The sequence below is a fragment of the Pseudomonas sp. KU26590 genome (genome assembly GCF_026153515.1).
Lineage (GTDB): Bacteria > Pseudomonadota > Gammaproteobacteria > Pseudomonadales > Pseudomonadaceae > Aquipseudomonas.
In genome coordinates, this window is the sequence record NZ_CP110644.1 from 1,847,842 (window position 1) to 1,862,938 (window position 15,097).

12 protein-coding genes are annotated in these 15,097 nt (G+C 58.8%); 7 read left to right on the top strand and 5 right to left on the bottom strand.

Annotation, left to right across the window (positions count from 1 at the left end):
* Nucleotides 1–276 precede the first annotated feature (276 nt).
* On the top strand, nucleotides 277–912 hold the full coding sequence (locus OKW98_RS08350; protein ID WP_265388744.1) for a LysE family translocator: 636 nt from the start codon (nucleotides 277–279) through the stop codon (nucleotides 910–912).
* 105 nt (nucleotides 913–1,017) lie between these two features.
* Complete coding sequence (locus tag OKW98_RS08355; protein WP_265388745.1) at nucleotides 1,018–2,187, top strand: RsiV family protein; 1,170 nt, start codon at nucleotides 1,018–1,020, stop codon at nucleotides 2,185–2,187.
* Nucleotides 2,188–2,281: 94 nt separating this feature from the next.
* On the opposite strand, the gene OKW98_RS08360 is transcribed toward OKW98_RS08355, so the two are convergent.
* Entirely contained in the window at nucleotides 2,282–2,866 is a 585-nt protein-coding gene (locus OKW98_RS08360; RefSeq protein WP_265388746.1) for a polyribonucleotide nucleotidyltransferase, read from the bottom strand.
* A 692-nt stretch (nucleotides 2,867–3,558) separates the two neighbouring features.
* Between OKW98_RS08360 and OKW98_RS08365 the strand changes: the two genes are divergently transcribed.
* Entirely contained in the window at nucleotides 3,559–5,235 is a 1,677-nt protein-coding gene (locus tag OKW98_RS08365; protein ID WP_265388747.1) for an NAD-dependent malic enzyme, read from the top strand.
* 64 nt (nucleotides 5,236–5,299) lie between these two features.
* Here OKW98_RS08365 and OKW98_RS08370 read toward each other — a convergent pair whose 3' ends face one another.
* From OKW98_RS08370 to OKW98_RS08380, 3 genes are all read right to left on the bottom strand, one after another.
* Nucleotides 5,300–6,064 carry a 2-keto-4-pentenoate hydratase gene (locus OKW98_RS08370; protein ID WP_265388748.1) on the bottom strand — a complete coding sequence of 255 codons (765 nt, stop codon included), beginning with the start codon at nucleotides 6,062–6,064 and terminating at the stop codon, nucleotides 5,300–5,302.
* Between the two features lie 77 nt (nucleotides 6,065–6,141).
* A complete protein-coding gene (locus tag OKW98_RS08375; RefSeq protein WP_265388749.1) occupies nucleotides 6,142–7,440 on the bottom strand; it encodes an MFS transporter in 1,299 nt (432 codons plus the stop codon).
* 101 nt (nucleotides 7,441–7,541) lie between these two features.
* On the bottom strand, nucleotides 7,542–8,753 hold the full coding sequence (locus tag OKW98_RS08380) for a pyridoxal-phosphate-dependent aminotransferase family protein (protein WP_265388750.1): 1,212 nt from the start codon (nucleotides 8,751–8,753) through the stop codon (nucleotides 7,542–7,544).
* 160 nt (nucleotides 8,754–8,913) lie between these two features.
* On the opposite strand from OKW98_RS08380, the gene OKW98_RS08385 reads away from it, so the two are divergent.
* Both OKW98_RS08385 and OKW98_RS08390 read left to right on the top strand, forming a co-directional pair.
* The gene (locus tag OKW98_RS08385; protein WP_265388751.1) at nucleotides 8,914–9,651 is read left to right on the top strand and encodes a GntR family transcriptional regulator; all 738 of its coding nucleotides are present in this window, start codon (nucleotides 8,914–8,916) and stop codon (nucleotides 9,649–9,651) included.
* 36 nt (nucleotides 9,652–9,687) lie between these two features.
* Nucleotides 9,688–10,941 (top strand): glycine hydroxymethyltransferase, encoded by a 1,254-nt coding sequence (locus OKW98_RS08390; RefSeq protein WP_265388752.1) that lies wholly within the window; start codon nucleotides 9,688–9,690, stop codon nucleotides 10,939–10,941.
* 490 nt (nucleotides 10,942–11,431) lie between these two features.
* On the opposite strand, the gene OKW98_RS08395 is transcribed toward OKW98_RS08390, so the two are convergent.
* Nucleotides 11,432–12,418 (bottom strand): restriction endonuclease, encoded by a 987-nt coding sequence (locus tag OKW98_RS08395; protein ID WP_265388753.1) that lies wholly within the window; start codon nucleotides 12,416–12,418, stop codon nucleotides 11,432–11,434.
* A 419-nt stretch (nucleotides 12,419–12,837) separates the two neighbouring features.
* On the opposite strand from OKW98_RS08395, the gene dcm reads away from it, so the two are divergent.
* Together dcm and OKW98_RS08405 are read left to right on the top strand one after the other, a co-directional pair.
* Nucleotides 12,838–14,265 (top strand): DNA (cytosine-5-)-methyltransferase, encoded by a 1,428-nt coding sequence (gene dcm, locus OKW98_RS08400; RefSeq protein ID WP_322114181.1) that lies wholly within the window; start codon nucleotides 12,838–12,840, stop codon nucleotides 14,263–14,265.
* A gap of 58 nt (nucleotides 14,266–14,323) precedes the next feature.
* Nucleotides 14,324–14,803, top strand: coding sequence for a very short patch repair endonuclease (locus OKW98_RS08405; RefSeq protein WP_265388754.1), 480 nt, complete (start codon nucleotides 14,324–14,326; stop codon nucleotides 14,801–14,803).
* Nucleotides 14,804–15,097 lie beyond the last annotated feature (294 nt).

The window sequence follows — 15,097 nt, forward strand, 5'->3', positions numbered from 1 at the left end:
CCGACTGATACATCGGTCACGACCAACGACTCCGAGTGTCCCCCGCTGGCGGGACGCTGGGAAGAGCATTTGGCCACTATTGGTTAAATAATTCTCGCCGGTTGCCGCCGGAGGGTGCGGTGATGCAGGTGCCGTTTGGATAAGTGATGGGGGTCATCTGTCATGGCGTGTTTTCCGGCCATCTGTGTATAGACCGTTCTGCGCAGATTGGCTGAAATGTCGCTGCAGTTCGGCGCTGTCCGGCTGCGTATTCCGTCACGCCGGCAGGAGCCCACGATGCCCGAACTCTCAAACCTCATCGCTTTTTCCCTGATCGCCCTCGGCATGGTGCTAACGCCGGGGCCTAACATGATTTACGTCATTTCGCGATCCATCTCACAAGGGCGCAAGGCGGGTCTGATCTCCCTCGGCGGCGTGGCAGTCGGCTTCATCTTCTACATGCTGTGCGCGGCGTTTGGCATCACCGGGTTGGTGATGGCGGTGCCCTATGCCTACGACACGTTGCGCATGGCCGGTGCCGTGTATTTGCTGTACCTCGCCTGGCAGGCGGTAAAGCCAGGCGGTCGCTCGCCGTTTCAAGTGAAGGATTTGCCCCAGGACAGCAACAGGCAGCTGTTTCTCATGGGCCTGATGACCAACCTGTTCAATCCCAAGGTGGCGGTGCTTTACCTGTCGCTGTTGCCGCAGTTCATCACCGTCGGCGACGGCAGCAGCGTGCTGAGCCAGTCGCTGATCTTGGGCAGCGCACAGATTGTGGTCAGCATCAGCGTCAACGCCATGGTCGCGATGGCAGCAGGTTCCATCGCAGTGTTTCTGACGCAGAAGCCCGCTTGGGCGGCAGTGCAGCGCTGGCTGATGGGCACGGTGTTATTCGGGTTTGCGGTGCGCATGGCGGTTGAAGGCAGGCGCTGATGGTGCGGTCATGTGTCGAGGGACACCTGGCAAACACTTGCCAGACGCTCCGCGATTCGCGAGATTACCGCCCCGACTCGTTAGCATCATCACAAGGGACGTCTGATGCCTGTATCTCTCTCCGTTTTGCGTATCACTTGCCTCACCGCGCTGATCGCGCCATTCACCCTGCACGCCGAGAACGCGGTCCATGTGCTGACAGGCACCTTGGGTAAATCGCCCATCGTCGTCGAGCTGGATCTCACCAGCGCTGAAAACGTGACGGGCCGGTATTTCTACGAGAAGTACCACAAGGACCTGCCGCTTTCCGGCACCTCCAAGGGTAACGATCTGACGCTGACTGAAGGCCTGAGCTACGACGACGAAGCCAAGTTGCCGAAGCTGGTCCTTCATAAAAATCCGGATGCGAGCTGGACCGGGGACTGGAGCAGCAAGGGCAAGTCCTACAAGGTGCAACTGGCCGAACACGCCATCAACGCGCCAGATGCTTCCGCCGAATCGGGTTGGCAAGACATCTACAAACAGTCGGCGTACGACTATCTGCGGCTCACGCACCTGAACCTCAAGGCGGATAAAAACGCTACGTTTATGGGCCACGGGCTGCAATGGTGGGTCGAGCCGGAGTCGGGCGTCTCGATGTTTGAAGTCACGTCGGGTTACGCGCCGGATCAGGCCGCACGTATCAATCAGCAACTGCGCTCGCGCCTGTGGCAAGAGGTTGTCAGCTACCACCAGTGCATGCTCAACGCCAGCCGCAACGGCGGTGATTTTGCCCAGACGGTCACGCCGCACTTACTGACGCCTGGCATCGTCAGCCTGAGCGTTTTCACCGATTACGATTGCGGCGGCGCGCACCCGGACTTCGGCGATTCGCCGCTGAATCTGGATGTCAGCACGGGGAAAGGCTTAACGCTGGAAGATGTGTTGTGGGTCGGCAAAGGCGCGCCGTTTCACTACGAACGTGATGAAGAAGGTGGCACGAGTTTCGACACCTATTCCGACTACCGGGGCAAAACCTTGGCCCCCTGGCTCGTCGCCCAGTTAAAAGCTGCGCACCCTGCAGACATGGTGAAGCCTGCTACCGAAGACGACTGCGACTACACCGACCCATCGGTCTGGGAATTTCCGTCGTGGTACTTCACCGAAAAAGGCATCGTTTTCGGCCCGTCCTTCGCCCGGGTAATGCGCTCGTGCGAAAGCCCGGAATGGTCAGTCTTGCCTTACAGCGTGATCAAGGCGCATCCGGGTGGGACGAAACTGACGTTGCCGGAGTAAATCAACGCGAGTTGCTGCCTGCCGGCGTCTGACGAAGGTGGATCTGAAATCGCTGCTTTTCCGGCTGCAATCGCTGCCGAAAAGGCAGCAACCCTCACTTCCCGCCGGTCACGCCCTTTACCACCTCGGCGTGGGCCTTGGCGTCTTTCGCCAGCGAGATCACGTTCACCATCGCCGTGCGTTTGCCATAGGCAGCAGTAATCGTCGTGCTCAACACCCGGCCGCCGTCTACGCTCCCTGAGATATCCAGCTGACGCATGCCGAGGCCTTTTCGTACGATCTTCTTCTCGCCCAGCTTCTTGAAGTCCTTGTAGCTCGACTGCTGCTGTTGCAGCGTGTCGGCGATGATGCCGTCGAGGGTTTGCTTGTCGTTGGCGCCGACCTTCTGGTCATTGAGCAGTGGCGCTTCGGTGATGATGACCGCGCGCTTGGCGGGCTTGTTCATGTACAGCGAGCCGGTCACACCTGCGGCCCGGGCCTTGGCGTCGATCTCTTCCATCGGCCCCTTGACGTAGTCCTTCGGCAGGGTGAAAGCGAACTTGCCGCCGAGCATCGCGACTTTTTGCCCGGAAGGCTTCGGCGCGGGTTTGGCTTTGGTCGCGGCTTGTGCGCCGACCATGCCCAGGCATGACGCTAAAGCGGTGCAGACCAGCAGGGTTCTTAAACTGAACAAGCGCATTCCGACCACTCCTGGGGATGATTCATACAAAGGTCCGGCATTTTGCCTGAGGGTGATGGCAGGTTGATAGTCGTGAGGGCAATGCTGGCCTTAGCCGGTCCCACTGGGTGTACGCAATGCTTTAGTGGGACCGGCTTCAGCCGGGAATAGGCCAGTGTGTACGCCACGAGATTTGCAGCGTGACGCCTGATGCCTTCCCGGCTAAAGCCGGTCCCAATGGGTGTACGCGGTGTTTAGTGGGACTGGCTTCAGCCGGGAATGGGCCGGCATGGGCAAAATAAGATTTGCAGCGTGACGCCCGACGCCTTCCCGGCTAAAGCCGGTCCTACTGGATGATCGCGGCGTGTTGTAGGACTGGCTTCAGCCGGGAAGAGGCCGGCATGGTCAACACAAGATTTGCAGCGTGTTGGCTGACGTCTTCCCGGCTAAAGCCGGTCCTACTGGATGATCGCGGCGTGTTGTAGGACTGGCTTCAGCCGGGAAGAGGCCGGCATGGTCAACACAAGATTCGCAGCGTGATGGCTGACGTCTCCCGGCTAAAGCCGGTCCTACTGGATGATCGCGGCGTGTTGTAGGACTGGCTTTAGCCGGGAAGAGGCCAGTTCCAGCGCCGCAGATTTCCATCCGCGCATTGGCTTTCCAGGCCAAAGGTGTACATTGAATTCAAAATACAATAAGCACAGGAGACAGACATGACCCATGCCACTGATCGCACCTTGCAAGTCCCTTTCGCCGGGCCCACGTTGCTGGGCACCCCACTGCTTAACAAAGGCACGGCGTTCAGCCTCCAAGAGCGTGAAGCCTTGGCCCTGCAAGGCCTGCTCCCTGAACGTGTCGAAACCATCGAACAGCAGGCGAGCCGCGCGTATCACCAATACCAGGCCTGCACGACGGATCTCGATAAACACATCCTCCTGCGCTCGATCCAGGATTCCAACGAAACACTCTTCTACCGCGTCGTCGACGACCACCTCGACGAGATGCTGCCGATCATCTACACCCCCACCGTTGGCAAGGTCTGCCAGGAATTTTCCCGCATCTACCGCAGCCATCGCGGCCTGTTCATCAGCATCGCCGACAAGGACCGCATCGACGAGATCCTCAACAACGTCACCAAGGACAACGTCAAAGTCATCGTCGTCAGCGACTGCGAGCGCATTCTCGGCCTTGGCGATCAGGGAGTCGGCGGCATGGGCATCCCCATCGGCAAGCTGTCGCTGTACACGGCGTGCGGCGGCATCAGCCCGGCCTACACGCTGCCGGTGGTGCTCGACGTGGGCACCAACAATCCGGCGCTGCTGGCGGATCCGCTGTATTTCGGCCGTGGCCAAGAGCGCGTTCGCGGCGCTGAATATGATGCGTTCGTGCAGGCATTCGTGGAGGGCGTCCAGCGCCGTTGGCCGGAAGCCATTCTGCAGTTCGAAGACTTCGCGCTGACCAATGCCATGCCGTTGCTGGCGCGCTTTCGCGATCAGCTTTGCTGCTTCAACGATGACATTCAGGGCACTGCCGCCGTCACCGTGGGCACCTTGCTGGCCGCTTGCAAGATGAAGGGCCAGCGCTTGTCCGAACAGAGAGTCGCCTTTGTCGGCGCCGGGTCGGCGGGTTGTGGGATCGCCGAGCAGATCATCGCCGCCATGCAGCTCGAAGGATTGTCCGAAGCCCAGGCGCGCAGCCAGGTGTTTCTGCTCAACAGCAAAGGGCTGCTGACCGATCGCCAGCCGGGCCTCTACGATTTTCAACAGCGGCTGGCCCACTCCAGCGATTCACTCAACGACTGGGAGTTCAGCGCGCACTGGCCCTCGCTGCATGAGGTGGTCAGCAACGCCAAACCCACCGTGCTGATCGGCGTGTCGGGCAAAGCCGGACTGTTCACCCAGCAGATCGTCGAGACCATGCACAGCCACTGCCCGCAGCCGATCATCATGCCGCTCTCCAACCCGACCTCGCAGATCGAAGCGCACCCCAAGGACATTCTGCAATGGACCGACGGGCAGGCGTTGGTGGCCACAGGCAGTCCGTTTCTGCCCATTGAGGTGCTGGGTAAAACCTTTCCCATCGCGCAGTGCAATAACTCCTACATCTTCCCCGGTATCGGCCTCGGCGCCATCGCCAGCAAGGCGACCCGCGTCACCGACGGCATGCTGATGGCGTCGGCCCAGGCGCTGGCTGAGTGCGCAGCGGCAGGGCAGATGCTGCCGCCGTTGCGGGATGTTCAGGCGGTCAGCAAGCGCATCGCGTTCGCCGTCGGCATGGCGGCCCAGCGCGACAGTGTGGCGCCGCCGCAATCGGAAGATGAACTGTCAGCGGCGATTGAAAAAGACTTCTGGCAGCCCGTGTATCGGTCGTACGTCCGTCGTCCTGACTAACATCCTCGCGCCCAAAAAGAACCCGCCAAATCGGCGGGTTTTTTTATGACAGCGAGGTAAAGCGTTAGGCCAGCGTGAGAGATACCGACGGCAGCCCGTTGATCTGCCCCAGCACCTCAGCCATGCCCTGCACGAAATGCATGCCGGTGTAAGACCCCGTGGTGATCACGAAATCCTCGGGCAACGGCAGTCCATTAAGGGTGTGATGGTTGACCAGCCACGGCAACAGCCGACGCGGATCGCCCGCCGGATTGGCGACTGTCGACGGCACAATGCTCTCGCCATTCACCGTGAAGGTCAGCGTCGGTTGAACGAAGGGAAATGACGCGTCATAAGGTACGAAATCACCCACCACCAAGGCGCCGTGGTTAAGCAAGTCGGCCAATTGCGTCAGCGGCTCGATCTTCGGCCAGGCCGAAAACCGGCTGGAAACCACCTCGATGGACGCCGCCATTTCGCCGATGCCCGCCATGACTTCCTCGTCGCTGTACGCCTCATCCCGAGGGCTGAAGTCGCGGTTGAAGCGGAAGGCGATTTCCAACTCCAGACCCACCGGCGGATAGACGCTGCGGTCCAGTGTGCCGGTCGACGGGAACAGGCAGTCCCGGGGCAGCGGCGAACCCTGAATCGGCCCGTCCGTGGACTTCGAACCGATCTTCCAGCCGCCAGCTTCTACGCCACGCAAACGCAGGATTTTCTGTTGCGTGAGGTACGCCGCTTCACGGTCAGGCGGGTTCAGGTCGACATCCAGCTCGCCCAACAGGTCATGCTTGTTCTGCGCATCGACGATCAGCTGCGCCAGGCGCGAAGGTTGGGTGTCAGTGTCCAAAAGGGTGCTCCATTGAGTGGGCTCGATTGCAACTTACAGGACGGAAGCGCCACCCGAAGGCGGCCCCCGTTGTGGCTTTATTTACTGACCACCGAAGCAGGTTCCGCGCCCGGTGTCAGCGGCGCAGCCGGCTGCCCATATTCAAACTTGTTCTGCGGCTTCATACGGAACGAAAGCACGACACCAATCGCCAGCAGAATAATGCTGACCAGAAACGGCAGCTGCCAGTTGCCAAACTTGTCGATCAACAGACCAGCGGCCACTGGGCTGACGATGGCGGCCATGGCCGATCCGGTGTTCATCATGCCGCTCGCGGTACCGCAGTGGTCCGGCGCGATGTCCATCGGAATCGCCCACATCGGGCCGATGGTCATCTCGGAGAAGAAAAAACCGATCGCCAGGCAGGCCAGGGACACGTGGATGTCCTTGGTGAACATCAACGGCACCAGCGACAGCAGCGTCAGCCCCAGGCACACGGCAACCATCAGGCTGCGCGCCTTGTTCAGATCCTTGGTGCGCGCATAAATGCGGTCGCTGACGATGCCGCCCAGAGTGTCACCGACCACCCCGCCGAAGAACACCGTCGACGCAAAAATCGCCGTGCCCTTCAAATCCAGGCCCATGTTCATGAAGTACATCGGCACCCAACTGAGCAGCAGCCACAGCGTCCAGCCATAGCAGAAATAAACGATCGTGACCGGGGCCATGCGCTTGAACAGGCGACCCCACGGCAGCACGACGCTGGATTTCACTTTCGGCGGCGGCAGGGTGTCCAGTTCCTGCTTCGAGATGCGCGGGTGGTCTTTCGGGTGCTCGGTAAATACAAACATCCACAGGATGACCCAGACAAAACTGGTGGCCGCGCAGACATAAAACGATTCGCGCCAGCCGTAGGTGGCCATTACCGCGATCATCGCTGCCGGCGCCAACGCGTTACCGAGACGGGCGAAGGCATGGGTAATTCCCTGGGCGAAGCCGCGTTTTTCCTTGGGGATCCAGCGGGACATTGCCGCTGTTGCTGCGGGGAACGTGGCGCCTTCACCGAGGCCGAGGAGGATCCGCGCGACGATCAGCGAAACGAAGCCGCCGGCCAGACCGGTCAGCACCGTGGCGCTGGCCCAGATCAGCCCGCACACCACCAGCGTTCGCTTGGCGCCGAATCGGTCGCTGACCCAGCCGCCGATGATTTGAAAGATCAGGTAGGGGTACGCGAAGGCCGAGAAGACGATGCCGATCTCGGTTTTGCTCAGATTGAATTCTTTACCGAAACCGACTGCGGCGGTGCTGACATTGACGCGGTCCAGGTACGTAATGAAATACATGGCGCACAACATGAACAGCACCACCGTGGTGGGGCGCAGACGTAAAAACTTCATGTGCTATCTCCAGTTTCTTATTGTGTTCGCTGACAACGCGATGATTCGGGATAGTGAGATGTGTCAAACAAGCTGCGGGCGTGCCGCAGCCAGGTGTAGCGTCAGTCGCGTCGCAGCGGCACCGATTGCCCTCCCAGGTAATCCATGGCCGCCAGCACGCCGCTGGACTGCAGTTTCACCCCGGCCATTTGCAGGCCCATTTCGCAGCCGGTCAGGGTGGCCATCAGCATCAGGTCGTTGCAGTCGCCCAAGTGGCCGATGCGGAACATGCGGCCTTTCATCTTGCCCAGGCCTGTACCGAGGGACATATCGAAACGCTCGTAAATGGTCTTGCGCACCTGGTCGGCGTCGATGCCTTCTGGCGTCATCACGCCGGTGAGCACGGGGCTGTAAACGCTCGGGTCGGCGCACTGGATTTCCAGGCCCCAAGCCGTCACGGCGGTGCGGCAGGCTTTTGCCAGACGGTTATGACGGATGAACACATTGTCCAGGCCTTCGCCGAGGATCATGTCCAGCGCTTCGGACAAGCCGTACAACAAGTTGGTGTTCGGCGTGTACGGCCAGTAACCGGTCTTGTTCATCTCGATGATGTCGTCCCACGCCCAGAAACTGCGGGGCAAACCGGCACGCTTGCTGGCCTCGATGGCTTTGGGCGACAGGGCGTTGAAGCTGATGCCCGGCGGCAACATCAGGCCTTTCTGCGAGCCGGAAACTGTCACGTCCACGCCCCACTCATCATGACGATAGTCGGCGGACGCCAAACCGGAGATGGTGTCGACCAGCAGCAGGGCAGGGTGGCCCGCCGCATCAATGGCCTTGCGCACGGAAGCGATGTCCGACGTCACGCCGGTGCTGGTCTCGTTGTGTACGACGCAGACGGCTTTGATGCGATGCGAGCTGTCTGCCCGCAAGTGGTCTTCGATCATTTGCGCATCGACGCCACCGCGCCAGCCTTCAATGCCGGGCCGACCGATGAACTGCGGCTTGAGGCCGAGACTCAGGGCCATCTTCTGCCACAGCGTCGCGAAATGGCCGGTCTCGAACATCAACACTTCGTCGCCCGAACTCAGGGTGTTGCACAGCGCCGCTTCCCAGGCACCGGTGCCCGACGCCGGATAAATCACCACCGGATGCACGGTCTTGAAGATCTGCTTGATGCCTTCCAGCACCTTGAGCCCCAGCTCGCCGAACTCCGGGCCGCGGTGGTCAATGGTGGGGTAACTCATCGCGCGAAGGATGCGATCCGGCACCGGGCTAGGCCCTGGAATCTGAAGGAAGTGGCGACCGGCAGGGTGGAAATCGAGCTTCAGCATCGGTGTCTCCTTGTTTTTATAGTTTTGTATTTTGAATTCAAAATTAACTTAGCACAGGGCAATGCTGTGTCAAACGGCCTAATTACGCTAATCTCCCCAGCGAACTGGAGCATTTTCGAATAAGGACTCGGTGCCAGAGCGAGTCCGATAAGGATTTTGTATGCAAAATTTCGACGGGCTATACAATCAAACGGGCGACCAACCGGCTGCACGACTAATTCCAAAGGTCGAACGCCAGCGCCTGCACGACATCGTCATCGATCACCTGCGCGGCTTTATTACCGAAGGCGTACTCGCGCCGGGTACCAAGCTCAACGAGCGAGAGCTGTGCGAAACACTCGGCATCTCCCGCACGCCATTGCGTGAAGCGCTGAAAGTGCTGGCCATGGAAGGGCTGATCGAAATCAACCCGAACCGTGGCGCCAGCGTCGCGCGCATGTCCGAGCTGGAGATCCGCGAAACCTTCGAACTGATGAGCGGCATCGAAGCCTTCGCCGGGGAGCTGGCCTGTGAGCGCATCACTGCCCAGGAAATCGACGACATCAAAGCGCTGCACTACGCCATGGTGGTCAGCAAAAACCAGAACGACCTACCGGGTTACTACCAGCGCAACCGCGCCATCCACGACCTGATCAACCTGGCCGCGCGCAACTCGGCGCTGCGACAGGTCTACCTGTCGCTGAACCGGCGCATCCACGCATTACGCTTTCTCTCCAACCACCAGGCCCCAAAGTGGGACCGCGCGCTGCATGACCACGAAGAAATGATCGAGGCCCTGCAAGCCCGGGACGGCAAGCGGCTGAGCAGCATCCTGCGCCACCACCTGCTGGAAAAACGCGATGCCCTGATGCTCCTCGTCAGGGATGAATCCGAGCACCCGGATTCCATTCGCCGTTGACTGATTGTTGATTAGCCATTAAGGAGGCTGCCGACGATGCCCCGTGATCTCGATGCATTACTGGCCGCCTGTGCCGACCGATTGCCGCAACTGGAGACCCAGCGCCTGATGCTCTATGCCGGCGCCAACCTCCCCAGCGCCCGCGCCATGGCCGCCTACAACCCCGCGCTCAGTGCCTACCCGGCCATGGGCCCGACCGGCCACAAAGAACAGCCAGACACCGAACTGGTCAGCGAGCTTGAAACCTTCGCCAGCCAGGCCGCCATGACCCTGTTCGGCGCGGCCTGGGCCGAAGTCCGCCTGGCCAGTTGCACCCTGGCCAACCTGGCGATCTTCCATGCGTATTGCCGACCGGGCGACACGGTGCTGGCACCCGCTGCCGAGCACGGCGGGCATCTGAGCCAACGCCGTGGCGGCACCGCAGAATTGGCAGGTCTCATCGTTGAAGACTTGCCGTTCGATCGTAGCAACTGCCAGCTGGACGCAGCGCGCGCGGCAGAGATGATCACGCACACCCGCCCCAGGCTGGTGGTGCTTGGACGCAGCGTCATGATCAAGGCCGACGACATCGCCCTAGTGGTCACCGCGGCCCGCGCGGTGGGCGCCAAAACACTGTTCGACGCCTCCCACGTGCTGGGCCTGATCGCCGGCGGCACCTATCCGAACCCGTTTGACGCCGGCGTCGACCTCATCAGCAGCTCCACCTACAAAACCCTGCCCGGCCGCCCGCAAGGGCTGGTGCTCGGCCGCGATCCGGAAGACGCAACGCCACTGCGCAAGCTGCTCAACACCCGCCTGCTCGCCAACTACGACGCCGGCCGGCTGCCCTCCCTGGCGGTCACCCTCACCGAAGCCCAGGTCAGTGGCCGGGAATACGCCACCCGCATTGTCAGCAACAGCGCGGCGCTGCATCGCGAGCTGGTCGATGCCGGCTTGCCTGTCATAGGCGCCAATGACGGCGAAGTGCATACCCATCAACTCTTGCTGCCGCTCTCCCTAGACGCCGATCCGCGCGCGGTGATGCGCGCTTTGCAGGTGCAGGGGATTCTCATCGGCACCTGCGTCGATCCTTCCCGCGCCGGGCATCAAGCGCTGCGGCTGGGCACGCAATTCATCACGCGGCAAGGGATGGATGTCTTGGACATGACAGAGGTTGCGCGACTGCTGGGCACTGTTTTGCACGTTGGCGCTTGTGGTCGGCTTCATGCGCGCCAGGTCGCTGATACGGCGCAGATGGCAGGCCGAATCCAGCAAATGCTGAGCAAAAAAAAGCCGCTGGGAAGCGGCTGAAGTTTGGAGCTTGGAGGCACCACGTCGGGAGCAACGACGTAGCGAAACGACAGAAACAAAATGCTAAAAGCTGATCAGGCGTTTGACGTTCTCCGGCTTTGGTGTGGGTTTCCATCGTTCCTGCGCTGGGCGGGTTCGATGGGGTGAAGCCACCTTACGAAGCATCGAACGCAGGGGCAAATGAAACCCGGGTAACTATTTGTTAGCGAAAATGTTATGCGGGGAAGGGGGCTTGGGCGGGAACTTTCAGGGCTTCGTGGTGCTTCGCGGCACGGCGCTTTGTATGAGGGCCGCCAGATAGTCCCTGCCACGCACACGTCCACTGTAGGAGCGCGCTTGCCCGCGAAAACCGTGTCAGCACCTGATTCGTCACTGACGCACCGCCATCTCAGAACGCCGCTGGAGTGTTTGCGCGGCGGGGGCTTGTTGGTGCGAGATTTGTGCGGAGCACGTCAGGGGTTGGCTGACGTGCTCATCTGGTCTGGCGGCGTTACTTCACCATCATCGGCGCGAAAATCGCCCGGATCCCACGGCATTTTGGATAAGCCACACAACCCCAGAAATTCCCGCCAGCGTTGGCGCCGGTTCTCGCGACACGTATCACCATGGTTTTGCGGCAGTGCGGGCAAAGAGGCGCCGGGGGCAGGGCAGCAGGTTCAGGCTCAGCTTCTCGTGTGACGGGTGGCGTCGCGGTTGGAGCTGGCGCTTGAACGGGAATCGGAGCTGGCGCGGGACTTGGCGTAACGACCACCTCCGGCTCAACGATTGCTGGCTCGACACGCTCGGGTACCACCTCGACCGTCGGCCGTGGCCCGGGCTTCTTCGATTCGGCGATCCACTGCTTCAACACCGATCCGTCGACCAGTTGCACGTTGCGGCCCGCCGCAAAATCTCTCGCTGGTTTGGTGAACGTCCCGCTAGTAACTACGAAACCACCGACAGCGCCCTCAGCTGCCATCGCGCCATACAACTCCCGCACCACCGGCACACCGACCTGCACCGAGCGCCATTGCTTGCACTGCACCACGTACGTCTCGCCGTCCTTGCGCGCGATCAGATCAATGCCGCCGTCCGGGCCGTTCTTGCCTGTTTCTCGTACTGAGTAGCCGCGCCGGCGTAAGGCTTCGCCTACCAGTAATTCGAACTCGTGCCAGGAGATGCTCAGCAGTGGGTTGCCTTTGGTGGTGGCCGCGGATTCGAGGAGATTGCGGCGTTTGCGGCGGCCGATGATTGAGGTGATGGCGCCGGCGGTGAAGATCAATGGCAGCAGGTATTGCCCAAACAACGCGCCGGTGTGCGCCATGGTGCTGAAGACCACTGACTGCAAATGTTGTGGGTCGGAGTAGACGGGCATCGGCGCGGTCGCTACCGAGTGCAGGTAAACGCCGGAGCTGATCGCAATGAGCGCGCTGACCCACCAGGGTAGTTTGCTGGCGATGTGAAACAGGTCTTCTAAGAGGGAGGTTTTCTTGGCCATGTCCTTGGTCTTTGTTTGGTCCGTGAGGGTGGAGAGTTGGTGAGCGCTGCACGACCTGTAGGAGTGAGCTTGCTCGCGATGCGGGGTAGCACATGTCAGCCTATCGGCCGTGTTGCTCGTAGCAATAGCTGGTTACGTTTTCAATCATTTGTCTGAATCGTGCGGCTCTACCCCCACGCTAGGGCATCGGAGAATTATCAAGGCGCTCGACGCAGCCAGCGAAGCTCGCCACAAGGGAATCTGGCCTGGACCATTTTTGGGTTTTGAATATACTGGTTGCCCATACAGTATTTCGAGGTCTGACAAGACAGCAGTGTGGCGCGGATTCCAAACCTCGAGAATGAGGAATTTACATTCATTTTTTGTGGGATAGAATGGTGACCATTCGTCACAGATTTGACCCAGAGACTATTGGTCCTATGAACCTTTTTGAAACCATCCCTACCCAAGAAGCCCAGCAGGGCCAGCCTGTTGTGCTCCCGGATCCCCACCCAGCCGAGGACATGGCACTGCTTCAAAAGCTGCTCGAAATCTACGACCAGGGTCAGCTTGCAGCGAAGCTCAATGAAATGGGTTCTCCCCATTGCCGGGAAACTGTAAATCGGTGGGTCAAAGGTAAGGCATCCCCTCGATTGACTCACAAAGAATTTAAGTGGCTGGAATCGTTGCTGCCCAAGAAGCCGACAGCCAAGCCTACCTTTACTTTCATTGACCTATTCGCAGGCATTGGCGGTATTCGAAAGGGATTTGAGTCCATCGGCGGCGAATGCGTTTTTACCTCTGAGTGGAACGAGTATGCAGTCAGGACTTACAAGGCAAATCACTACTGCGACCCCGCGCGTCATCGATTCAACCAAGACATCAGAACCGTCACTTTGTCGGACAAGCCAGACGTAAGTGAAGACGAGGCGTACGTGAACATTGATCGTGAGATCCCTGATCACGACGTTTTGCTGGCTGGTTTTCCTTGTCAGCCGTTCTCGCTGGCAGGCGTCTCAAAAAAGAATTCTCTTGGGCGTAAGCATGGTTTTGAGTGTGAGACGCAGGGCACCCTGTTTTTCGATGTTGCCAGGATAATTGCCGCTAAACGTCCGGCAGCGTTTTTGCTGGAGAACGTGAAGAATCTGAAGAGCCATGATAAGGGAAATACATTCCGCATTATCTGTGAGGCACTTGATGAGCTGGGCTACGAGGTAGCGGATGTCAACGCACCGAAAGGTGCAGATCCGAAGGTCATCGATGCAAAGCACTTCGTACCGCAGCACCGCGAACGCATTGTTTTGGTTGGCTTTCGCCGCGATCTGAACGTTCACGGCGGCTTCACGCTGCGCGACATCGATAAGCTAATCCCTAAGCATCGTCCGAGTTTTGGGGATCTCTTGGATGATGAGGTTGATAGCAAATACATCCTTACGCCGAAGCTTTGGGACTATCTGTACCGTTACGCTGAAAAACATCGGCAGAAAGGGAACGGCTTCGGGTTCGGCCTTACCCGGCCTAACGATGTCGCAAGGACGCTATCTGCCAGATACCACAAAGACGGGTCCGAAATTTTGGTAGATCGGGGATTTATAGAACATCTCGATTTTCATAGCGAACTCAACCAGCTTAATCGGCCCAGAAGACTCACTCCGCACGAGTGTTCCCGGCTGATGGGATTCGACAAACCTGGCGAGAGCAAGTTTGTAATTCCTGTATCGGATACGCAAGCGTATCGGCAGTTTGGCAATTCCGTAGCAGTTCCGGTTTTCGAGGCAGTGGCGAGATTAATGAAAGACCGAGTTATTCTTGCGAAGGAAAAATCGACGGCGAACCAATCCCAGATGGAATTTTCGCTACCGTTGTAGCGTCAGAGAGTTATCTGCATTTCCGGAGCATTTTAGCTCCGGCTTTGAGGGAACTCATTTGACTGACATAGTTGACGTTGCAACCCGATCGCGAATGATGTCCGGGATTAAGGGAAGGAATACTTCTCCAGAGATCCTTATCCGCAAAGCCATGCATGCCCGAGGCTATCGATTTCGGCTGCATGTGAAGGGATTGCCTGGCAAGCCGGATTTGGTGTTGCCAAAGTTCAAATCAGTTATTTTTGTTCACGGTTGTTTTTGGCATGGACACAGTTGTCGGTATTTCAAGATCCCAAATACTCGTCATGAGTTTTGGATTGATAAGATCACCAATAATCAAAAGCGTGATGAAGCTCAGGTGTTAGAGCTAAGGGCTCTGGGTTGGCGTGTTCTAATTATTTGGGAATGCGCCATTAGATTCATAAAGAAGCATCAAACATCGGCGTTGGTTGATCAGGTAAGCTCTTGGCTGGCTTCTGGAGATCTACACCTTGAGATCGACGAAAAGTCCCTGATGAAAATGCTAGGGAAGTCCTAGAGATACGCTTCTTGACTAGGCACAATCTCCGGACACCATCGCCAAATCTTTGATTATGAAATAAAAAATCCTCGCCGATGGTGAGTACGCCGGTCAGCGCAAGCAATCCCACAAGGAGCTGTTGCTGATAAATACGGATCGGGTTTTGCCCGAAAGGGTTTGATTGCCCTTATCGCACTCCAACGCGACTTTAAGTCTTTATCTTTGGCTACAGTGAACGTCAGCTTTCTTGAACTCGCAGCTTTGCCGTATTCAAAAAAGTGTACGGCCAATGATACGGTACCGACACTGATC